At 57.9% G+C, this 22399-nt stretch carries 21 protein-coding genes and 1 pseudogene; 13 read left to right on the top strand and 9 right to left on the bottom strand.

What is annotated here, in order from left to right; translation table 11 throughout:
* Positions 1-121 precede the first annotated feature (121 nt).
* Complete coding sequence (locus tag CXR29_RS03890) at positions 122-535, top strand: hypothetical protein (protein ID WP_127363964.1); 414 nt, start codon at positions 122-124, stop codon at positions 533-535.
* Positions 536-975: 440 nt separating this feature from the next.
* A complete protein-coding gene (locus tag CXR29_RS03885; protein ID WP_127363963.1) occupies positions 976-1515 on the top strand; it encodes a DNA-binding protein in 540 nt (179 codons plus the stop codon).
* Between the two features lie 354 nt (positions 1516-1869).
* Here the strand turns inward: CXR29_RS03885 and CXR29_RS03880 are convergent, their stop codons facing one another.
* On the bottom strand, positions 1870-2322 hold the full coding sequence (locus tag CXR29_RS03880; RefSeq protein WP_127363962.1) for a hypothetical protein: 453 nt from the start codon (positions 2320-2322) through the stop codon (positions 1870-1872).
* 739 nt (positions 2323-3061) lie between these two features.
* On the bottom strand, positions 3062-3496 hold the full coding sequence (locus tag CXR29_RS03875; RefSeq protein WP_127363961.1) for a hypothetical protein: 435 nt from the start codon (positions 3494-3496) through the stop codon (positions 3062-3064).
* Positions 3497-4113: 617 nt separating this feature from the next.
* On the opposite strand from CXR29_RS03875, the gene CXR29_RS03870 reads away from it, so the two are divergent.
* The 4 genes from CXR29_RS03870 to CXR29_RS03855 are packed head-to-tail and all read left to right on the top strand — an operon-like array spanning position 4114 to position 7884.
* Positions 4114-5376, top strand: a complete 1263-nt coding sequence (locus tag CXR29_RS03870; RefSeq protein ID WP_127363960.1) for a 2-isopropylmalate synthase — start codon at positions 4114-4116, stop codon at positions 5374-5376.
* Positions 5373-6302, top strand: a complete 930-nt coding sequence (locus CXR29_RS03865; RefSeq protein ID WP_127363959.1) for a ketopantoate reductase family protein — start codon at positions 5373-5375, stop codon at positions 6300-6302. Before CXR29_RS03870 ends, CXR29_RS03865 begins: the two co-directional genes overlap by 4 nt.
* A gap of 36 nt (positions 6303-6338) precedes the next feature.
* Positions 6339-6887, top strand: coding sequence for a CGNR zinc finger domain-containing protein (locus CXR29_RS03860; RefSeq protein WP_164742774.1), 549 nt, complete (start codon positions 6339-6341; stop codon positions 6885-6887).
* Positions 6888-6927: 40 nt separating this feature from the next.
* Entirely contained in the window at positions 6928-7884 is a 957-nt protein-coding gene (locus CXR29_RS03855; RefSeq protein WP_164742773.1) for an AEC family transporter, read from the top strand.
* Positions 7885-8201: 317 nt separating this feature from the next.
* Here CXR29_RS03855 and CXR29_RS03850 read toward each other — a convergent pair whose 3' ends face one another.
* Positions 8202-9092: an EamA family transporter gene (locus CXR29_RS03850; protein ID WP_277601934.1), complete on the bottom strand. Its 891-nt coding sequence runs from the start codon at positions 9090-9092 to the stop codon at positions 8202-8204.
* 117 nt (positions 9093-9209) lie between these two features.
* Here CXR29_RS03850 and CXR29_RS03845 point away from each other — a divergent pair, with 117 nt between their 5' ends.
* The 5 genes from CXR29_RS03845 to CXR29_RS03820 all read left to right on the top strand — a co-directional run bounded on the left by CXR29_RS03845 (position 9210) and on the right by CXR29_RS03820 (position 13973).
* Positions 9210-10121 (top strand): LysR family transcriptional regulator, encoded by a 912-nt coding sequence (locus CXR29_RS03845; RefSeq protein ID WP_164742772.1) that lies wholly within the window; start codon positions 9210-9212, stop codon positions 10119-10121.
* A gap of 70 nt (positions 10122-10191) precedes the next feature.
* A complete protein-coding gene (gene ectA, locus CXR29_RS03840) occupies positions 10192-10728 on the top strand; it encodes a diaminobutyrate acetyltransferase (protein ID WP_127363954.1) in 537 nt (178 codons plus the stop codon).
* Positions 10725-11105 (top strand): ectoine synthase, encoded by a 381-nt coding sequence (locus CXR29_RS03835; protein ID WP_127363953.1) that lies wholly within the window; start codon positions 10725-10727, stop codon positions 11103-11105. Before ectA ends, CXR29_RS03835 begins: the two co-directional genes overlap by 4 nt.
* Before the next feature lie 574 nt (positions 11106-11679).
* Complete coding sequence (gene istA, locus CXR29_RS03825) at positions 11680-13230, top strand: IS21 family transposase (protein ID WP_009884100.1); 1551 nt, start codon at positions 11680-11682, stop codon at positions 13228-13230.
* Positions 13227-13973 carry an ATP-binding protein gene (locus tag CXR29_RS03820; protein ID WP_009883781.1) on the top strand — a complete coding sequence of 249 codons (747 nt, stop codon included), beginning with the start codon at positions 13227-13229 and terminating at the stop codon, positions 13971-13973. The genes istA and CXR29_RS03820 overlap by 4 nt, the downstream gene beginning before the upstream one ends.
* A 103-nt stretch (positions 13974-14076) precedes the next feature.
* Here CXR29_RS03820 and CXR29_RS03815 read toward each other — a convergent pair whose 3' ends face one another.
* The 4 genes from CXR29_RS03815 to CXR29_RS03795 form a co-directional block, all read right to left on the bottom strand.
* Positions 14077-14655 (bottom strand): Abi family protein, encoded by a 579-nt coding sequence (locus CXR29_RS03815; RefSeq protein WP_127363951.1) that lies wholly within the window; start codon positions 14653-14655, stop codon positions 14077-14079.
* 1387 nt (positions 14656-16042) lie between these two features.
* Positions 16043-16624, bottom strand: coding sequence for a recombinase family protein (locus CXR29_RS03805; RefSeq protein ID WP_127363950.1), 582 nt, complete (start codon positions 16622-16624; stop codon positions 16043-16045).
* Positions 16625-16903: 279 nt separating this feature from the next.
* Complete coding sequence (locus CXR29_RS03800) at positions 16904-18043, bottom strand: JmjC domain-containing protein (RefSeq protein ID WP_164742771.1); 1140 nt, start codon at positions 18041-18043, stop codon at positions 16904-16906.
* Positions 18044-18130: 87 nt separating this feature from the next.
* Positions 18131-18310: a hypothetical protein gene (locus CXR29_RS03795; protein ID WP_127363948.1), complete on the bottom strand. Its 180-nt coding sequence runs from the start codon at positions 18308-18310 to the stop codon at positions 18131-18133.
* Positions 18311-18404: 94 nt separating this feature from the next.
* Here CXR29_RS03795 and CXR29_RS03790 point away from each other — a divergent pair, with 94 nt between their 5' ends.
* Positions 18405-18959 (top strand): phytanoyl-CoA dioxygenase family protein, encoded by a 555-nt coding sequence (locus tag CXR29_RS03790; protein ID WP_127363947.1) that lies wholly within the window; start codon positions 18405-18407, stop codon positions 18957-18959.
* Here the strand turns inward: CXR29_RS03790 and CXR29_RS03785 are convergent.
* Positions 18948-19670: pseudogene (locus tag CXR29_RS03785) on the bottom strand (ISL3 family transposase); the annotation flags it as partial. The gene CXR29_RS03790 and the pseudogene CXR29_RS03785 sit on opposite strands and share 12 nt — an antisense overlap.
* Positions 19671-19715: 45 nt before the next feature.
* Positions 19716-20956 (bottom strand): IS3 family transposase gene (locus CXR29_RS03780; protein ID WP_370036584.1). Its coding sequence is split into 2 segments (ribosomal slippage): positions 19716-20629 and positions 20629-20956, totalling 1242 coding nucleotides; the frame shifts between segments, so codons are not numbered across the junction.
* Positions 20957-21095: 139 nt separating this feature from the next.
* Between CXR29_RS03780 and CXR29_RS03775 the strand changes: the two genes are divergently transcribed.
* Positions 21096-22397 carry an ISL3 family transposase gene (locus CXR29_RS03775; protein ID WP_009881950.1) on the top strand — a complete coding sequence of 434 codons (1302 nt, stop codon included), beginning with the start codon at positions 21096-21098 and terminating at the stop codon, positions 22395-22397.
* Positions 22398-22399 lie beyond the last annotated feature (2 nt).

The following is a 22399-nucleotide window of genomic DNA, read 5'->3' as shown; positions in this document are numbered from 1 at the left end:
GATACATGCCCCATGCATCGAAGCCAGGGGCGATGCTGGGAACGTACTGGTACGCCCCGTCGATTCACTGCTCGCCGTCAGCAAGTCAGCGACTGTCATTTTCTAGGAAGACACGTGAATCATGAAAGTACTCCAACTATGGGCTTGTGGAGCTTACCTTGTGTTCGTCGGAGGATTCTTCTTTGTGGCGTCGCGGCCGTCCGAGCAGATTGCGACTTTTGTCATTCTCCTTGCTTCCGCCATTGTCATGATCTGGCGAGCTATCTATGCCTGGAAGTCCGGACTTTGGGGCCGGCACATCTCTTGGTCTGTCGAAGCGTTGAAACCCGAGCGGACAGCCATCGTCACGATGGGAATCATGGTCGTAATAGCCGCCGTCGGCGTGATAGGAGATTTGAATCCGCCTGCCGGGGACAAGAGCGTGGACGTGCTGGTTGCGCTGTTCTTGACTGGGGGGCTGTTCGCGGCACTCATCACTTCACCGCACAGCCTTATCGAACTCGCTGAGAGCGATCAGCGTGAAGAATGGTGCTAGGAAACGAAGACCAAGATGCAATCGTGAACGGTGCAGTTGCGGCCAAGGTCGAGGGAGCTCTTCCGCTTAGCCATGATTCCTAGTGCCCGGGAGGGCAGACGCCGCAGTCGTGACGACAAAGACGATCACGACTGCGGCGGGCAGGTGTGAGGGGACGCGATTCACTGAGCGCTCCTGACATTAGGACAGACGGTTCTCGGTTTGGTTGCTACTGGAGAGTGACGGTGAGGTGCGGCCAGTTGGTGCTCTGATTCAGCCTGACATGCAACAGGGGGCGTCTCCTCGCCCGTCCACTTACGACGGGCACTCCGCCGGGGGTGCCCATGTAGCTGGCCCCAGGTGCAGACGTCGTCGGGTAGGGCTTGTTGATGATTCAAAAACGAGGTAACATGGTAACTGGTAACATCTGTTACTTTACTTTTTCATGAAAGGACTTCACCATGACCGACCAGCAGGCTCCAGAAGCTCGAGCCGAGGCCGCGGCCCGGGACCTGGCCGACACGGGGCGGGCAGTGACTGCACGGGCGATCCGCGAGGCCGCGAAGGTGCGCATGGCAGTGGCCTCGGTGACTGCGAAGGCGTGGAACGACGCTGCCCGCGACGATGACCACGAGACCATCCCACCCGTGCCCGACGACGTCACCGGACGCCTCGAGGCGATCTGGGCCGACGCCTACCGTGCCGCACTGGTCGCCGTTACTCCCGAACGTGACCAGTTGCGCATCGACGTCGAGACTCTCCGTTCCGAAGTCGAAGGGCTCACGGCTGATGTTGAGGCAGTCGAAGCCGAACGCGATACCGCGACCGGGCAGATCGACGACCTCGAACAGAAGCTGGCCACAGCTCAGGCAGAAGCCGAGAAGTGGGCAACGGAAGCAGCCAAGCACGAAGCCGCACTGACCGCCGTCCGAGACCAACACGACAAGCTCAACGAACGCATCGCCACCCTCCTCGAAGCGCAATCCAAGCGCGAACAATGACCCATTGTTAATAGGCTCCCAGGCAGCGCTCATTAACAAGGGCAGGATTCATGACCACACTTCTGGCACCAAGGTGCATACCTGTAACGATTTCGCGTTACGGTAGTGGGTGTGAAGCGACGGTGCGACCATTGCCAAGGCGAAATCTCCGGCCCTCGAAACGGTGCCCGGAAGTTCTGTTCTGACGCATGCAAGCAGGCTGCCTACAGGGTCCGAAAGAAGAGCCGCAATGAAGCAAGCTCGGTCGCTTCATTGCGTGCTGAGGTCGCTCGTCAGAGACGTCACGCTCAGGAGGCCCGTGATCGTGAGCACGAGCAACGATTGCGTTGCGAAGCAGCCGAGCGTGCAGCCGAATCAATCCGATCGACCGGCCTCGAACATGCGCGTGATCTTGACTGGAGTAAGCGAGAAGTCCGTCGGCTGAAGCGGCAGGTCGCGGACCTCGAAATGGGCGAAGATCGGCAGGAGTTGATTCGCCAGCGCGAAGAATTCCGGAACCGACTCACGGTAAAAAACCAGGACTTCCACCTCCTGCAGTCGAAGTTCGACATGCTTGAAGCCGAGAATAAGAAACACCAGCGAGCCAATGAGGCATGGCGAGACAAGTACGTTGAGCTGCGCGATAAATACACGGGCCTCGTCGAGGAACATAGCCGTGCCGCAGCCGCGATCAATGTCATGTCGAGAGACCGTGATCGTCTCCGTCCGGTCATCAAGGAGTGGGACATTCTTGCCGGCCGTCTCGCGGCCGGGGCCAGGGGGCACACGAACCAATTGTCTTCGGTCGATCGCGAGATCCTCCGTCACTGGTCGACGTGGAAGCAGGGAGTCCTGAAACGCCAACCGTGAACACTGCGCAGCCTACGAGCATCAACCCCACGAGAAGACCGCAGACACGGTAGTCGCGCCAAAATTCGGGCAGCGCTACGCTTTGTTGCCGATCCAATGGCTCGGAAGAAGTGACTGCTGACGACAAGTTGGTTGCGTGCGCCGGAATTAATGCAAGAGGTGTGATGGCTGGCAGGGTGCTCGCGTGGTCGCGTTCGTGGGTGGGGGAGTGCGCCTATGTAAGGAGTCTGGAGTGTCCTGCACGCGGTGTCGTGTCAGCGGTGCAGTTGATGATGGGATGAACGATGAACAGTGAGGGGTGGGTGACCACAGTGGTATGGCGGGCATCGATGAGGTGTTCGAAATGGATGAACGGGGCCGTTCTTCGCCTCCGCACAGTACCGGCTCGGTGATCTGCTCATCGATGGTGTGGAGCGGACTGGCGACAAGTTCGGGTTCCTCGACGTGTACTCAGGAACAGTTCGGAATCTTGCAGCAGTCCTCAACAGCGTTGATGGTCGATTCGGGTCGGAGCTGATTCACGATCCTGCTACAGGCGAGTTTGATGTTGTCCAAGGATCACGCACGGACATCCTTTTTGCCCTCGGTTTGGAGTAGTGGGTACGAACTCATACTTTCATTTGCTGAAAGTCCGCCCTCAGCGTTTCGAAGCTACTGCGAGTGAGGCCGCCGGCGGCGTAATTGTGAACTTCTCTCGCTATTTTCTATGCTCTGAGCAGAGAGTCTTCACCCAGCAGGGTCCGCTGGTAGTGACAGTCGAGTCGGAGACGCCACACACCTCACATGTCGTGTACGATATCTGTTCGGCCGCATCAACGAGTTTGTCCACACGTTCGCGGTTGTCGTCATTGACACTTATTTCGTCGTAGTAGAACCGTAGGCCGCCGAACTTCTCCTTGATCTGATCAACTTTGTACCCCGGTTCGATGCTGCCGATCTTAGCATCGAGATCGAGAATGAGTCGGTACCAGCCTGCCTGGCACTCCGGGTAAGTTCCTCGACTTTCATAGAACTGAAGCATTCGGTCTTCACTCATGTGTCTTCCGTTCACGCGTTTCTGCGAAAGAGCCAGCGTAAGAACGAACCGCTGGATGCCGGCTCTAACCGGTTCGGTCACGATTGAATGTGCCATCAGGTGTGGTCTTCCTTCGTGAACATTATGATCGATCGTGTCTGAATCTGATCAGTCAGCCCGATTCTAGAGATGACGAGCCGCCTCTTTTTATTCCGCAAGAGTTAGCGCGTAGTCCAGGCCTCGTGCAGATCCTGGCCACGCACCTCCTGGGTGACGAGCCAGCCGTGACCCCAGTGGTGTTTTCCCGAGGATCTCGTCACCGTCGAAGATGTCGTCGCCCTCCATCGAGTCGCCGACGACTACTCGATGGAGGGCGACGTCTTGTCGGAGATTAGCGCTTCGTTGAGGTCGACCGAGGAGTCCGCGTCGTCCCGCGCCGAAGAAGGGAATCCTGCTCGAATCGCTTCGAGGGAATAGACGAGCTGCAGGGGAGTGCGAACTCTGAAGGGAAGCGCGGTCAAGATCATTACACACCACCATCAATAGAACTTCAGACCTAATATTGTCCAGCATCCACCTGCAGCAACCGTGCGGGCTCAAGGCCTGCAGGCGGGAGAAGGCGGCCCCAGGAGCTGTGACGTCATATGACGTCCTCAGAATTGACTTAATGTAACAGCCTTATAGGGTTAAGGCAGTTACGTTTTCATGTCTGGCGTTCAAAGGAGTTCCCCACCATGTTGAGTTTCCCCCTTCACCACTCACCTCGCTATCAAGATTTCTCCATCAAGACCATTTCCGACGAGACCATCCGCGAGGGTGGTGAACGAGCTCTCTACGGAGCTTCCGACCCTGACAAGATCCGCCTCGTCGAGAAGCTCTCGCAGGCGGGAATTAAAGACATCGATGTCGGCTCAGGAATGAACGAGGCCAACTTTCTGCGCCAACTGCTCCTGATCCAAGAGTCCTCCGACGCGATCACCGACGACACCACATTCTCGTTCAATCTGACTCTTAAAACGTGGGAGCCACTGATTGATCGACTGGAGAAAGACGTGCCACGCTCGATGCTCAACCGGATCTACGTCAGCATCGGCATGATCGAGATCGAGTCCGACAAGAAGCTATTCGAACAAGTGGCAGACCGGCTGTACAACATCGGCGTCGGACGGTTGCGGTCGAGTCTGCTCAACGCCTTCTCCACGGAAATCGACGAAGACAAGTACGAGCATCTGATATCGCAAATTGACCGGGTTCGTCAGGTAGGCGTCTCCCTCATCCGGATCAACGATTCAGTGGGCACGCTATTCCCAGACTCGACTGCCGTCCTGGCGGCAAATCTCGTCAACGACAATCCCGACATCGACTTCTATCTCCACGGACACAACGACCGCGGACTCGGCACGGCCAATTCAATAGTCAGCGTGCTCCATGGCTTCCAGATCATTGAAGGAGGCGTCGCCGGAGTCGGCAATCGAGCTGGCCTCGCCGAACTGGAATCGATCACCCAAATGTTCGACGAGAACAACATCACGGTCGATTCAGGCCCAGTTGACGTGGCTGCTGTTGCTGAGGCTGCGCGGTATTCTGAACAGACCTACCTCACTGTTCCGACTCCATATCGCCCGGTCAGCGGGTTTCTCGTCACCAACGAAAACGCCGGCATCGTCAATGTCCCCGACTATTTGGGAGTAAGCCGAGACGTCGACTACTTCCTCAACCGCATCGGCCTCTTCCCCGCCTATTTGCGACAGATCCTTATTGAAGGCGGGATCAATGAAGCGGCGTTGACAGCCGAGATCATCTCCGAAGTCTACGAACGTATGCAGACTCGGTTCGATAGGCAGTACACCACCAAGCTCGCTGAATATGAACAACTGACTGCACGAATTCGCGACTTCCACGACGACATTGTGCGTCTGCCCGACATCATTGAGACAGCGAAGCAAGTTCTGCGCGAACAGCCCATCGGTCTCTCAATGGATAGCGTGCCGCAATGACAGTACTTATCTACGGTGGCGGCGGCCTGGGCCTCTACTTCGCTGCCCGCCTCGCCCAGGCAGGCCACGAGGTGGTCTTGAAGGCTCGTAGTGAAGCCGCAGATCGCAGTCGCACGGAACCTTTGAGAGTCGACAATGGAAAAATCGTTGAGACAGTCAGCGGCATCAAAATTGTTAGCGACCTAAGCTCTGTGTCCGCTGATGCAGCCATCATCACGACGAAGGCATGGCAGGTCGCCTCGGCTACCCAGGACATGCGGGATGCGTTGAAACCCGGCGCACCTATTCTGACAGTGCAGAATGGCATCGACGCACCGCGCGTCGCTGCTGAACAGCTGAGCCCTGAGCAGATATTCGCGAGCTCGACCGTCGTCATCGCCCAACGGACCGATCTGCTGAACGTGACAGTCATCGGTCCCGAGGCGGCGCTAGTGGTGGGCAGCTTGGCCGGAGAGCCCGAGCTTGCTGCTGATACTCTCCTCGAACCCCTGAAGTCAGCCGGCATCGATATTACGTGGAGCAACGAGATAGCCCGTGTGCTCTGGCGGAAACTCGCACTGATCTGCTCCTACGGTGGCGTCGGTGCAGTACTCGACGCCACCGTGGGCGAGACACGAAACGATGTACGCACTCGCAACCTCGTAGCGGCGGCCATGAACGAGGTCTTCTCCGTAGCCGAAAGCGAAGGAGTGTACCTGGAGGATGGGGATCACGACGCGAACATGCAGATCTACCTCAACGGGTTCTCAGCCTCTACGACATCGTCGATGCATCGCGATGTCATTGCGGGACGCCCATCAGAACTGGAGGACCAAATCGGGGCCGTGGTGCACAGGTCGCAGAAAACCGGTGTGCTAACCCCGATCCTTGATCTGATCTACGCGGATTTGTCGAAGAAGACAACACAAGCCCAGATCGCGCTTTGATGTCCATGCAGAAACGGCAACGATATGCTTATAGGCATGCCGTCCCCTGTACCCAGTATCTCGATCAGCACCGTGGTCGAACTCGTCAACGAGTGGGCGACTGTGCCTCAAGAAGTTTCCCTTCACCCCTGGGCAGGGTATCCGGACGCAGACAACCATGCTCGCGCCGAGCTACGACAAGTGTGGCCGCAGGAGTTGCCGCAGCCTGGAGACGAGATGATCGTCGGGGCCGTCGATCGGATCCATACTGTGTTTTCGGCAACCTGGCCCACCGACGTAGCATCAGCGTTGACCGGATTGGTGTCCGAACTTCGGATCAGTCCTATGGTGACCAGCCGCAACGACGAAGTGCAAACGGGCTGGTCTGTGCCCGATCAGAGCGACTTGCTGACAGTCACGCTCGCCGTTTCTCTCCTCGACCATCTCAAGATCGAGCCGACATCACGTCTGGGAATCTGCGAATCCTCGTCCTGCGCCGACATCCTGGTCGATCATTCGCCGACCCGGTCGAAGCACTACTGCTCCGACCGATGCCGTACACGAGAGCGCGTACGAGATCATCGAGCACGCAACACCAGCAGTTAGAAACTGATCTGCAGCCCCGCCTAAGGCCCGGCGGTTGAACGTGGCGGAGATTCTCACAGTGATAGGGCCACTATTCGTTGTCATTCTTATCGGTGTCGGCGCGAGCTTCTCACCGAAGGTGTACTCGACTGAACCGGCACTGTCGACGTTCGTGCTCTACTTCGCACTACCGGCATTTCTCTTCTCCGCGGTCGCATCAGCGCCGATCGAACGCGGTGTTCCATGGGAGTTCGTGCTGATCGCTTTCAGCGTCCCCGCCGTGACATCGGTAGCTACGTTCACCATAGCCCACCTCGTGCGCGGTCAAGTACGTTCGCTGGCTGCTCCGCTTTCGTTGGCGGCTAGCTACGGCAATGTGGGATACCTCGGAGTACCAATCACACTGAGCGTCCTCGGTCCGGAGGCAGGATTGCCGGCTGCAATCGGTCAACTGGTACACAACGTGATGTTTATGCTCGGGTATCCACTTATACGATCCTTGTTCGCCCGCTCCTCGGATACTGTTTCAGCGCGGCAGCAGGTGTGGGCTGCGGTGAAGAAAGCGTTACTGCTCAATCCGATTACCATCAGTATCGTTGCCGGTGTTGTGTTGGCGCTGGTAGATGTGGATCTGCAACCTGCGATCTCGCAGCCTGTGGAGTTATTCAGCCAGACTGCGGTTCCTTTAGCGATGTTTGCGGTGGGTCTGAAACTACCTAGTTCACTACGTGGCCTCAGAGAAGGCTCGGTGCCGACAACGGCGCTATTGTTGACGAACTTCGTCAAACTCATCACTCTTCCGGTTTTAACGATCGGGGCCATCGTATTGTTCGCATCCGATCTGGATCGGAACTGGGTGATTGGACTCGTTGTAATGGCCGCGATGCCGACGTCAACGACTGCTTACGTCTTATCGCAATCTGAGGATGCAGATCCGCGAATCGTGTCGAGCACCATTGCTACATCCACATCGGTCGCTTTGATCACAATTCCGGTTGTCCTGAGCTTCTACAACTGACTGTCCGTGAAGGCTCTCAAACGGACACCGCGGATGGGCCAACTCAGACAGTCTGGATAGGCCACCTCAGTTGTCATAACCACACCTCACAACTGGCAGGGGTGAATCCTGGTGTTGCTTTGGAAGTCCGGTCCCATCAGCCTCACCCGCCTCCACGAATCACCGAGCACGATCTGGTCCGGGAACCAGTCCTCGCTCAGTGACCAGCGGGCCCGATAAGGGAGACCGACGGGGAACATGCGGAAAACGCCTATAGGCACTGACATTGCCGTACGTACTGCTTCGTGGTGTTCCGATACCGAGGCGGCTACCTGCTTCTATCCGGTTAGATTGATGAGGGGGAGAACGATGGCGGCGATGCCGAGTCCGCCGATCTGCGGTGTGCTCAACCGCTCCTTGAGCACAACCAAGGCGAGAATCACTGGCAGTGCTGGGTAGAGAGCGATCGCGATCATCACCGGGGCTAGAGCAACTTCACGGGTCGCATAGAGATAAGAGACCATGGCCAGCGCGGCCAACCCGCCAACCCCGGCAGCCTTGCTCAAAGTTGCCCCGCCTCCTGCGGGCAGCCACCGTCCTGATCTGTAGTACAGCAGGAGCACCAGCGGGATGACGCTGACAATCTGGCTAACCAGCATCGGGGCGGCTGGTTCAGGGGAAGATATCCGGCTCAATGCGAAGAGCTGGGTGGCATATCCCAGACCGGCGACAAGACCGAGCGCCACGGCGACTGCGTTGTTCGCTGAAGTCTCTTGCGGTGACCGCTCTGGTGGGGTAACCACCGGCGAGGTGTCTTTCGTGTGCGAAGCGCTTGCTGGTCGGCTCAGTAGCCAGGTAGCTGGAACGAGTAGCAATGCGGCTAGAGCCAGAGGGGTCTCGATCCTGTCACCGAGGATAATGACTGAGGCGAGGAACGGCAGCGCGACAGAGACGATGCTGGTGACTGGTACAACCACCGATATGCGACACCGGCGCATCCCCTCGTAGAGAGCAGCGACCCCGAGCCCCGCCCCGACTCCGGAAACTGCAGCCCAGAACAGATCCTGCCCGCTCGGCCCTCCGTCGAAGCGAGCTAGCGTCCACCCTCCGAACAGAAACGCCCCGCCAAGCTGAGAACACACGGCGATGTTCATAGCCGGTACACGACGCGAGAGGACGCCGTTGAAGAAGTGGGAAGATCCAAACATGATCGCCGCTGCGATTCCCAGTAATTCACCGATAGGGATTTCTCTCCTTCACTCCTGTGCCTGCTGATGCTCATTTTGTCTCGGGATTCTGATGACTTCTAGTGCCTGTTTGTAAACGAATCTATGTACTATGAGTGCATGTTGGATCGACGTATCGAGCTGTTGAGGGTGCTGGCTCAGGTGGGAACTATCACCGAAGCCGCTCATCTGCTCTATCGCAGCCCCTCGGGGTACTCACGCCAACTACGTGGACTGGCTGACGAATTGGGGGTTGAGCTTCTAGAACAGCACGGCAGGGAGGTGCGACTGACTCCAGCCGGTCAGCATCTGGTGGCCTACGCGCACGAGACGCACGCTGCCTGGGAGCAGACCAAGTCAGCCTTGACCAAGGAGACCGAAGTGGTTGGGAGACTCTGGCTTGGCGCTCATCCGACTGCACTCTCGGCGCTGGTCGCTCCGAACCTTGAGGAACTTGCCGCGGCACACCCACGGCTGAGCGTGCATCTGTCGGAGACAGAGGCGCCCCAGTGCTTCGATCAGCTTATTGCAGGACATCTTGATGCGTGCATCGTCCCCGCACGCGCTGATCTGCCACCAGCCAGTGATCATCGCTTCCACCAGGACACACTGGCCAGCGAACCCATGGACGCTCTTATTCCTTCACACCACCGCGCCGCGGCCTCAAACTGGGTCGAACTGGGTGGACTCTCCCAAGACCGGTGGATACTGCCCGGTGCTGATCGATCTGGCCATCAGGAGGTTCTTAGCGCCTGCCACGCCGCAGGCTTCACTCCAGAGGTCATCCACTACGCCCAGGACACTCAAGCTGTCGCCGACCTCGTCGAAGCCACTGGAGCTGTCAGCCTGACTTCTCGTTTCGCGACTTTCCGGTCCACAGCCGCCCGGGTGCCGTTGGGTGGCAGCCCAACACCACATCGCAAGCTGCTCCTCTGTACACTCACCGGAGCTGAGGGCAGCCAGCCCATCGAGACCCTTGCGCAGCTCATCGCAACCCGAACACTCGATCGCCGGGATGACTACTATCTGTGACTTCTAAACATCAGTAAGTTTGCAAATCAGGAAATAGACGGCAACTCGAAGGCTCCCTAAGCTCCGAGGCATGAGCATCACACATGTCGCAACTGCCACGGAAGTATCACCAGAGACCCCCACCCTTAAAGACGCAGCGTCGATGTGGTCGCTGGTGAGATCGACTCCTGAAGTTGATCAGAATTCCGCCTACTACTACATGATCTGGTGCCGTGATTTCATGAACACCACTCGAGTGGTGCGTCACGAGGGTGAGGTGGCTGCTTTCATCACCGGCTACATTCAACCTGACGCCCCGGATACGCTCATGATCTGGCAGCAAGTGATCAGTCCGGCATTTCGAGGAACCGGGTTGGGCATATGCCTGCTGCGCTCGGTGGCAGAGCCCTTGATCAAGTCTTCTTCGATCCAGTTTGTAGAAGCCACAGTCTCCGCAGTCCCATCACCACCAGCTCGGACGCTGGAGAAGCTGGGCGCATTGTATGGTGCCCCGGTAGCATCGACCGAGCTGTTCTCATCGTCCATGTTCCCTGACTCAGATCACGGCCCAGAGATCCTGGTCCGGGTGGGCCCCATTGGCTCCGTGCTTATGGAAGGTGGCGTATGATTATTCGCCAGCATGGAGATCGTTCACGCTCATTGGAGACTGTCAACGGACCTGGCTGGGAAAGCGATCGCATCCTAGTGCGCAGCGACGGGTTCCCCTACTCGATCCACATCACTACCGTCACTGCCGGTACGAGCTTAGAGCTTCACTACCAGAACCATATTGAAGCGGTCTACTGCATCAGCGGTCACGGCCAGGTCCAAGAGGCCGACAGCGGTGCTCAGCATGTCATCACTGCGGGGACTCTCTATGTGCTTAACGACCATGACAGGCACACGCTGTACGCTCATACGGACATTCAAGGTGTGTGCATCTTCACCCCGCCCACTGCAGGAGACGAAGTCCATGACGAGCGTGGTGCATACCCGATTCGATAGACAGACTGCCATGGGGCCACGGCTACTCGGCAACGTCGGGCTAGTAGCTACCCAGGGCTTGGGAAAGGTGGCTAACGAGTCGACGCATGCTCTCGATACTCAGCTCTATTGGGGTGTTGCGCGGTCCCGGTTAAGCTCCCGCGTCGCTGATGGCTTGAGCGACGACCGGTGACGTGTCGCAATTGGTTTTGGCAGGCAAGGCTCCATAGGGCCAGAGCTCAAAGGCAGAAGTGATGATTTCAGGATCGCCACCGATCTCTAGCAGAAGACTGCCATTTACTATTGAAACTCACGATCATGGCTTCTCCGCTAGCATCTGAGAGACTTTTGAAGTGTGCAGAATATGCGCATGCACATACGGTGACAACAGCAAGAGGCAGTCCATCATGTCTGCGTGGATGGCGCTTGGGTCGTGAATATCCGTCTTGTTGGGGGCCGTCAATCGTGAGCTCGGGGGCCAGTTGCTTGGTCGCGTGATCGTGGGCGTCGGGACCATCTATGGCGTGTGCGGGGGCCACGAACTATAAGCTCCTTTCACCGCGTGTATTGGGCACGCGGCGAAAGGAGATTATCAATGGTACGCAAGATCAGGGCCAAGCTGGTGTTACAGCTTCGAGCCGAGGGGCTCTCGGGCAGAGCGATCGCTGGCTCCCAGGCAATGTCACGCAAATCGGTCACGCAGGTCCTCGAGGCCGCCGACGCTGCGGGACTCGGGTGGGATGATGTCAAGGACCGTGCTGACAGTGAAGTGTATGGCCTCCTGTTTCCGGGCCGCGGGGACCATCACAGCGTGTTCGCCCAACCTGACTGGAAGGCAATCCATAAGGAAATGGCCCGGGTCGGGGTGACGCTGAAGCTCCTCCATGGCGAGTACGCCGATGAGTGCGCTGCGGCTGGTGATCCGGCGATGAGTTATGACCGGTTCTGCCGCACCTATCAGCGCCACGTCCTCGTCACCGGTGCAGCTTCTCGTGTGGGACACAAAGCCGCCCAGACCATCGAGGTCGACTGGTCCGGTCCGACAATGCAACTGCACACGGGGGCAGACAAGCCGAAGACGGTCTATCTGTTCGTCGCGTGTCTGCCCTTCAGCAGGTACGCATTCGTGCACCCGAGCCTGGACATGAGTCAGGACTCGTGGCTCCGGGCGCATGTGGCGATGTTCACCGCTTTCGGCGGTTCAACACCGCGGATCGTGCCCGACAATCTCAAGACCGGAGTCATCACTCATCCTCGCGACGGTGAAATCGTGCTCAACGACGCCTATCGGGAAATGGCTGCCCACTATTCGGCTGCTGTTCTACCGGGCAGAATCAGGGCACCAAAAGACAAGGCGAGTGTTGAGAATACTGTTGGACATGTCGCCACATGGGTGATCGCAGGGCTACGTGACCGGCGGTTCACATCGCTGCCGACGTTGACGGCCGCGATCGAGGAGAGAGTCTGCGCTTATAATGCTGAACCTTTCCAGAAGCGGCCCGGATCCAGGCTCAGTGTCTTCACCACGGAGGAGGAACCGCTGTTGACACCGCTGCCGCAGGTGGCCTACGAGATCAGTCAGTGGATCTATGGGCGGCGTGTGGCCAGGAACGGGCATGTGAGCTGGGCGCGCAACTATTACTCGGTGCCGTTTGAGCACATCGGATCCAAAGTCGATCTGCGCATCACCGACCGCAGCCTCGAAGTCTACCGCGGGGACCAGCGAGTCACGACTCACCTGCTGCTGCCAGAGACTGCGGTCAATGAGTATCGCACGAATGATGCTGACCTTCCTGCTGGGGACAGATACCAGCAGTGGGACGCGGCCCGGATACGCCAATGGGCCGAGAGGATCGGGGCGTCGACGCTGGTCGTCATCAATCGCATCTTCGAGTCCGTAGCCATCGACGAGCAAGGGGTCAACCCGGCGTTGGCGGTGTTGAGACTCTCTCGCCGCTACTCTGCCGACCGGGTCGAAGCCGCTTGCCGGATTACGCTGGCGGGGCCGGTGCGGTCGCCACGGTATGCGCATGTGCAACCGCTCCTTGCCACCGGTCAGGACCAGACCAGACCCGCCCGGACCGAACCTGTCGAGCACGGCGGCTACGTCCGCGGTGCCTCCTACTATGCAGGAGGGACTCGGTGACTTCGATCGATACAGAGACCAAGCGCAAACTGCGCGAAATGGGCGCGATGGCCCTGCTGGAGGCACTCGAGGCCCAAGACGAGGATCTGACCATGGGAATGAGCTTCGACGAACGGTTGCGACTGGTCGTCGATGAAGCCCATTCGGTATTCAATCACGCCAAAATCGAGGGACTCATCCGCAGGGCCGGGTTGCGCTACCCGGCAGCCGACCTGCGTCAACTCGATAGGGTCGATGAACGCGGCCTGGATCGGAACGTGATCGCCCAGCTGGGGACCTGCAGTTTCATCGAGCGGGGCCAGAACGTCGTGTTCCAAGGGTTCACCGGTTCCGGGAAATCGTACCTGGGGTGCGCCTTGGCCAAACGGGCCTGCCAGCACCGGATCCGTGCGCACTATATTCGCATGCCTGATCTTGAAGAAGCTTGGGCGCAGGCGTTGGACAAACCGATGGGCACGACGAAGTTCTTGAAGAAGTACGCCGCGTTCAGCGTTCTCGTGATAGACGAATGGTTGCTCGATCATCCGGATGAGTCGATGCGCAGCATGCTGTTGGAACTGCTCGAACGCCGCTACGACTGTGCGTCGACGGTGTTCTGCACCCAGTATGCGAAGAAGGACTGGCATCAACGACTCGGATCCGGAGTCCACGCGGATGCGATCATGGACCGGATCGTGCACAACACGGTCTGGGTCGAGACCGGCAGTCACAACATGAGAGAACATGCTGCTTTGAACCCGTGACGATGAGCTGATGGGCGGCCAGTGGCCCCGAGGTCCACGGCTGCTGGCCCCCACAGGCAATATCGGTGGTCCCCAACCGCACGATCGGGTGGTCCCCAAAGCTTCAAATACTCAGGTCGACAGTGGAAGTGAACAAAGGTTCATGATGGGCGATTCGATTCCGCAGCCTATTGACTGCCGAAATCTGAGTATCGATGGTGCTTCGCGACGTGCCTTGAGGAAACGCAGTGTGCAGATGAGGTACCCAGACACTCTTCTCCATTGCGTTCGTCGTGAGCTGACGCCAGAAGCCAAACGATAGCTCCGCGATGACTTTGCCCGGGTTGGCGTTCCCATAACCGCATTTTTTGATTGCGTCATCGACGTTTTTCCGGGTGCGGTAATTGACGTCTGACCCTCGTTTGATGCCCTTGACCAGCCGTGTGCGCCAGATAGGCATCACGGCCGGGGACTCGGAGTGAAGAAGCCAGTGCTTCTGATAGGGCCATGTGGCTGAAATCGCTGCATCGTAGGCGTTGCGGAGCGCAACTTCAAAGTGAGCGATATCGTGCATAAGTGACTGCCCGGCTTCGACGTTCCATTCGTACAGCTCGAGCGCCCGTACTCGATCACCATCACACTCATCCACATAGCGTTGAAAACGGGCGGCTCCAAGCCACGAGTCGATCCATTGGTCTGACATCTGACAAGTATGCCAAAAAAGCAGTGCCCCGGCGACTTGGTCGAAACCAGCGGTCCACGCGGGGCTTACGCCAAACAGTTTACTCGGCGTTCTATCTCACGGCAACCGCACGAGTTGACTCGTTGAAAACCTTCGTGAACTCATGATCGTTGCCTCACAACAAAATCTCCGGAAATGACGAATTCATCGACCTCACCGGATAGCATCGCGATTACGCTGGCGCCGCTTTGAAGAACACGCTGACGCCCGTCAAACCCCGACCATCCGTGCACCGATCTACCCCCTCCGGACCTGATGCCAGCCCTCATCACCTGCTGGGCAGTGCTGCGAGCACCGGCAGGAGGCCTGCTGGCTTCGATGCTTCGTCACGGTAAGGAACTTGACATCACCGATGCCCAGGTAGACCTCCTCATGGCCATGAGTCCGGCCACGATCGACCGGAAACTCGCCTCAACGCAAGAAGATGCTGCCCAGAAGACGGTCCCACACGAAATCTGGGTCATTACTGAAGTCCCAGATTCCAGTCCGAACCTGGGCCGAGTGGGGCGACGCTGTCGGGAGCTCGTCGAGATCGACCTCGTCGACAGGGACTGATGCAGGGTTAGGTGACACGAAGGTGGAAACATAGGCGGCGAGTACTGCTTCACCCTGACCGTGACTGACATCAGCACCGGCTGGACGGTGAATCGGTCGGTGAAGAACTAAGCCGCGAAATGGGTATTCGAGGCCCTGGAACACGTGATCAGCGTGTCCCCGTTTCCGCTCATCGGCGTCGATTCCGATAAGGGGTCGGAATTCATCAACGAGCATCTCCTGGCCTACTGCATCGAGCATCAGATCTCGTTCACCCGGTCGAGGTCGGGCAACAAGAACGATGGGGCTCATGTCGAGCAGAAGAACTGGGCCAGAGTCAGAGAACCCGTCGGATACCTGCGCTATGACACTCCTTCCGAACTGGAGCTGCTGAACCAGATTTGGGATCTCGCCCGAGTCTTCACGAACTATCTGCTGCCCCAGCAGAAGCTGGTGTCGAGGACGCGCCGTGGGGCGAAGGTCACCAAGAAACACGACAGCTCGAAGACGCCTCACCGGAGGGCAATCGAGCACAAGAAGATGCGCAAGCGTCCGATCATCACGCTGAATGCGGCGTTCAAACGCATCAAACCCGCCGCCCTATCAAAGCAGATCCTCGACCACACCGTCCGCCTCGAGGCATTGTCGGTGGCGAAGAGACCGGCCTCGACCAAGCCCGTCGTCAATCACGGGTGGGACAACCGAAGTACTGGCGAAGGTCGGCAAATGAGCAGGCCGCATGTGGATGAGCGGAAGTTGGTGACGGCAGCGTTCGTCGAATTCAAGGGAGATCTTGACCGGACGAAAAAACTGATTACTCAGCGAGCAGGCGTGTTCGACGGTAGAGCGTGGCTCTGGAAATCCCCAGATCTCGGGCAACCTGCGCGGCCGGTTCACCACTGTCGATCAAGCGAATTGCATTACGGATCTGACTGTCTGTGATTCGGCGAGGCCGACCGCCGAGGTCGAGGCCAGCGTCGCGACGTCTTTTGATGGAATCGGTAACTCGTTCTCGTTTGATCTCGTGTTCCATCTGTGCGAGCGCAGCCATGATGGTAAACAGCATCGATCCCATCGGGGTTGCAGTGTCGACATCGCCGCCACCGAGGTTAAGGACGCGTAAGCCTGCCCCACGGACCCGGAGCTCTTCGGCGAAGGCGAGCATGTTCTGGGTCGACCGGCCGAGACGGTCGAGAGTGGTGATGACGAGAGTGTCGCCGTCGATGAGTGCTTCGAGTGCTCGATCAAACTCAGGTCGTGATGCTCGTACCCCCGATACGCCGTGGTCGACATAAAGATCATCGCGTCGAACTCCAGCAGCAAGGAGGTCAGCTTGCTGCCTATCAGTCGACTGGTCGCGGGTAGATACGCGAGCGTATCCGATCAGTTTCGCCACGGCGATGCTCCTATGTGTCTCAAAACTAGCGGTGAGTACACCGATTCAACCCTAACGTTACAATACATAGTTATGAGAATTTGACGACAAGCGACCAGGCCTGAGAGCTCGCGGAACTTTGATGGATAAGAGTGGCGTCATTTTGACGTTAATGAGACGTCTCGTATCCCAAGGGTTTAGAGTCAACGGCAGTTCCCGGTTGGTCGCCATTGCATGCGCAATGATCAGCGATGGACCGACGGTTTCACCACCCTGCAACCAGCGAGTCCAACTCATCCGCTAGATAAGCTCCACGAGTCCAATCACTTGGAGCTGCCGCACAAGATCAGCAACCGCGCGGCGAGGTGCTCCGGAGGCCTCCGCCAGCTCCTCTATCGTTGTGCTCTGAACTTCCAGCACCTTATTCAGGATAGGTTCATATGCTTTGGACAAGGTCACGACGTTCCCCGCGAACGTCATTTTAAGTATCTCCTCATTGGACTCAAGAAGCGGTGCGAAAACCGCGAGCACGCGAACCCTGAGGTTTCCAGGTAAGTCAGTTCCTGTGATGCTCCAAGGCAGGCTCACGCCTTGCCATCCGTCCGCTTTGGACGCCTCTTCTTTGAAAAAATCATCGACAGTTAGTGATTCCGCCGCATTTAAGAAGCTCGCGAGAATCTGATCCCGTTGAGCAATTCGCGACTCAGCTGATCCCCATCGATCTAGACTCTGCCGAATGCGTTCATCACCAAGTGCTTTCCATGCGAGCCAACGAACGAAATCGAACCCCGTCTTGCGAGTGAACGCAAAAGTAACATGTAAACTTCTGCCTCCCGCACCACGGACTGTATGCCACCATCCCCGAGGAACGTGAAGAACGTCGCCAGGTTCAAGTACAGCATCAAGAAGTACTTCGTTAGGGCAGTTTCTGGGATCACTTTCACCATATTCGGGCAGAGGGTCCTTCTCGGATGGACCGTGAACCTGCCAGTGCTTTGTGCCTTCAAGCTGAACGATGACGGTGTCGACTTCGTCGAAGTGACTATGAAAAGCTTGCGAGTCGTAGAACGTAACAAACAAGTTGCATGAAGCAACCTCACCAGTCAGCCGCATGATGTCTGTTGTGGTGTCTCGAACTCGATCGTTTATGCGGTCCAGACCATCGACAATGATACTCGCGCCATCTCGAACGATCTGTGACAGCTGGTGCAGGTCAATGAGTCCATCTGAATTCGAATACTTCGCTCGAGGGAGCACATCACCGTCGTGGGAAAGTTGAAGATCTGCAGGAAAGACGGAACGCCGATTGAGGGCATGATTCAGATCATTCCACGTGAAGAACTCGTTTTTGAAGCCTTGGAACGCGCGTTCAAATACAAGCTGTTGACTCATGCGCGACCGAAAGTCCGGCCCCAGCATCGCGACAAGTTGGGAACCCATTGACGAAATTGGGCGCTCAGCTTCTCCAAGGATTGCTGAACGCCCAATAGCAACTGTGCTGGGTTCTTCCGCACGCTGCATCTATGACTACTTTTCGCTATCCGAAAAAATCTTCGTGAATTCTGCGAGCATCGGCCGGTTGTGAGTCTTTGCGAACGTCGCACGAGACCTATCGACGATCGGCGATACTTCTACGGTCAACTCTGGGAAATCGTCCAGTTCATCTTCATGGCTTGTCTTGTCTACAGCAGCACTGGCATGCGTCATGTTCGCTCCAATCATCCAAGAGACCCCACTTCGAGATCTTGTGACCTAGGATACATTCTAACGGCTCGATTCGGAAGGATTGGAGGGCCCTGTTATGGCGTTGCTCCCGCTCGCCCCCGCCGAAGTTGAGTACTTTCGCCGCGAAGGATATCTCTTCCGGCAAGAGTTTATGTTCGATGAAGTCACCGAACTGCAGAACATGGTGGCCTCGTTGCTCTCAACACCTCAGGGGCGGAACCCTCGCATTACGATGCACAGTGCGTTAGACGACCCGGATTTTGCGCGATTTCCGAACAATCCATACGCGACGTATCACGTGGTCAATACCGTCCTTGCTGGTGATAATTGGCTTTCGTTGATGGCCGATCATCGAATTATCGATACGGTATGTGAGCTCCTGAGCCCGTCAGCCGATTTGGACATGTCCTTCTTGCGGATGCGCCCCTCGGGGCTACGAATGGAGGCACCATGGCATCGGGATGCAGACACGGACAAATTTGACGACTATCGCGGTGTCACCTCGCTGATATATCTGCACGACATGACTGCGGCCTCCGGTGCGACACGGGTGATTCCGGCCAGCCGCGGCTATAGTCATAGGAATCTCGAATCACAGAATGTTAGTGGCTCTTCGCAGTTAGGGGTGTAATCGGGGTCTGAATCCTCCCGTCTCGAGCAAGCTTCGGGCGATGTAGTGGGTGAGGTTCCGGAACCCCAGCGCCGATCCACGTAGGTGTTCCAGCCTGCCGTTCAATGCTTCCGTCGGACCGTTCGACGTCCCCGGCCGATCGAAATACGCCAACACATCCATAGCCCGCTTCTTCAACGTCCGCCCCAGCCGGCGCAGCTCAACAAGACCAGCAGGCACCCCGGACGAGATGGAGTCGATGATCGACTGCAGCGACTTCTTCCCCGCGGTTCGGTCCGGGTTGCGGTAGGCGGTGATGATGTCTTGGAACACGCTCCAGGTCACCTCCACATCAGCATGATTCTCATCAGCAAAGAGAGCGACGATCCGTTGCTGCTGCCGCTCGGTGAGTAACTGACACCCGGTGTGCAGAGTCCGCCGGGCCTGATACAACGGGTCGCCCTTCTTCCCGCGGTGCCCGGTCGTTTCCTGCTGAACACGCCTGCGGACCTCGTCCAGACTGTCCCCGGCGAGCTTGACGACATGGAAGGGATCCATCACTTCCACCGCGGCCGGCAGCTCTTCGACAGCAGCGGTCTTGAACCCGGTGAACCCATCCATCGCCACGACCTCGATTCCATCGCGGAAGGCCTTCGACTGCCGGGCCAGCCACGATTTGAACACGGCCTTCGATCGTCCCTCAACCATGTCCAGCAATCTCGCTGGTCCTGTCTGATGGGCGTGAACCCCTGGAAGTGGACACATCAATGTGTACTATCAGGCGGCAATGTCCATCATAAATGTGTAATCGACCTCGAAGTCAACCGGTGCTCGATAACCCAGACTCGAATGTCTCCGCCTCGAGTTGTATCGAACCAACCACCGAAACACCTCACGACGACACTCGAGGTCCGAGACCCACCGCTTCGCTCCTTGCAGCGTCTCCCGCTTCAACGCCGCGTTGACCGACTCCGCCAGGGCATTATCAGCACTCGACCCGACCCTGCCCATCGACTGGACCACCCCGAACCGACGACACATCGCCTGAAACGACGAGGACGTATATTGACGACCATGGTCGCTGTGAAAAATCGCACCTTCCAGTGTTTCTCTGTTGTTTACTGCATTCTGTAACGCATCCTCGACGAGACTGGACCGCATGTGATCGGCGATCGACCAGCCCACGATCCGCCGCGAATACAAGTCGATGACCGTGGCCAAATACAAGAACTTCCCCTCATCGCCATAGGGTAAGTAGGTGATGTCGCCGACGTAGGTCGTGCCCAACTCAGCGGCCGAGAAGTCCCTGCCGACCAGGTCGGCAAACACCTGAGCATCTGGGTCCGAGATCGTCGTAGTCTTCGGCTTACGCAAGTGGATACCGACCATGCCGTTGTTCCGCATCAGGCGGGCAACCCGCTTACGGTTGACCGGCTCGTCCACGTGCGGGTCATCGGCGAGTTCGGCCGTGATCCGTCGGTACCCGTACGTGTGGTCCCAGAATTCGAAGTGGTGCTCAATCCGCTCGCACAGAGCATCATCAGCAGCCTGCCTGGCCGCCCGTGCCGGCCGGGAGGCACACCACTTATAAAAGCTTGAGCGCTGGATACCCAGCACGGAACACATCCGCTTCACCTCATGGGTGTTTCGGTGGTCGTCAACGAACTGGAAACGGATCACCAGGTCGTCTCTGCCGCGAAATATTTCGTGGCTTTCCGCAGGATCGCTCGCTCTTCTTCCAGCCGCTCCACATCCGACCGCAGAGACCGCTTATCGGCCCGCAACGAATCGTTCTCGACCCGCAGGCGAGCAAGCTCCTCCTCGGGTGTCTCGGGCCGATCAGGCGAGCTCGTGGACACCTTGCCAGCTTCCTTCCGCGCTTGGAACACCCACGACTTGATCGCGCCACGGGAGATGCCAAGATCGGCCGCGACTTGGGAATAAGACATATCGGGATGAGTCTCGTACAGCGCGACGGCGTCGGCTTTGAACTCATCGGAGTACTTCTTCTTTGGCATGGTTTCTACTCGCATTCTCCGGCCCATTATGGGCTCTTCGCAGTTGAGGGTGTAGAACCGGTGCGCGTCGCTACACAGAAATAGGTCGAGGCCTTTCGAAGATGGAATTTCCTAGACAAACCATCCGAAAGACCTCGACGTGCACCACCTTACGTTCTCCACCCCTGACCTCACCACGTTCTGCCACCTCGACACACTCGGCCTGCACTGCACGGGCCAACACGTCACCGATTCAGAAACAGTTCTCCTGTGCACCCCAACCACTGACGATGAGTGGTGCCACCGATGCGGCGGACATGGCCGGCCCCGCGATACTGTGACCCGGAAATTGGCTCACGAACCCTTCGGGCACCGTCCCACCACCCTGCTCATCCGACTCCGTCGCTACAAGTGCGAACTCTGTGGGCGCGTGTGGCGCCATGACACCGACCAAGCAGCCCCAGCCAGGGCCAAGATCTCGCGCACCGGACTCGCATGGGCTTTGAAAGCACTCGTTGTCGATCACGCCACGATCTCCGTCATCGCGGCCAAGCTCGCTGTATCCTGGCACACCGCTAATGACGCGATCCTGGCCGAAGGACATCGGGCTCTCATCGACGATCCTTCCCGGTTCGATAACGTGAGCGTCATCGGCGTCGACGAACATGTCTGGCGGCACACCAGACGGGGTGACAAGTACGTGACCGTGATCATCGATCTCACCCCGATCCGCGATCAGACAGGACCAGCGAGATTGCTGGACATGGTTGAGGGACGATCGAAGGCCGTGTTCAAATCGTGGCTGGCCCGGCAGTCGAAGGCCTTCCGCGATGGAATCGAGGTCGTGGCGATGGATGGGTTCACCGGGTTCAAGACCGCTGCTGTCGAAGAGCTGCCGGCCGCGGTGGAAGTGATGGATCCCTTCCATGTCGTCAAGCTCGCCGGGGACAGTCTGGACGAGGTCCGCAGGCGTGTTCAGCAGGAAACGACCGGGCACCGCGGGAAGAAGGGCGACCCGTTGTATCAGGCCCGGCGGACTCTGCACACCGGGTGTCAGTTACTCACCGAGCGGCAGCAGCAACGGATCGTCGCTCTCTTTGCTGATGAGAATCATGCTGATGTGGAGGTGACCTGGAGCGTGTTCCAAGACATCATCACCGCCTACCGCAACCCGGACCGAACCGCGGGGAAGAAGTCGCTGCAGTCGATCATCGACTCCATCTCGTCCGGGGTGCCTGCTGGTCTTGTTGAGCTGCGCCGGCTGGGGCGGACGTTGAAGAAGCGGGCTATGGATGTGTTGGCGTATTTCGATCGGCCGGGGACGTCGAACGGTCCGACGGAAGCATTGAACGGCAGGCTGGAACACCTACGTGGATCGGCGCTGGGGTTCCGGAACCTCACCCACTACATCGCCCGAAGCTTGCTCGAGACGGGAGGATTCAGACCCCGATTACACCCCTAACT

Origin of the sequence: Brevibacterium linens (genome assembly GCF_003999335.1) — a bacterium.
In the GTDB taxonomy this organism is placed as follows: Bacteria; Actinomycetota; Actinomycetes; order Actinomycetales; family Brevibacteriaceae; genus Brevibacterium; species Brevibacterium linens.
This window is presented reverse-complemented; position numbering and strand designations above follow the sequence as displayed.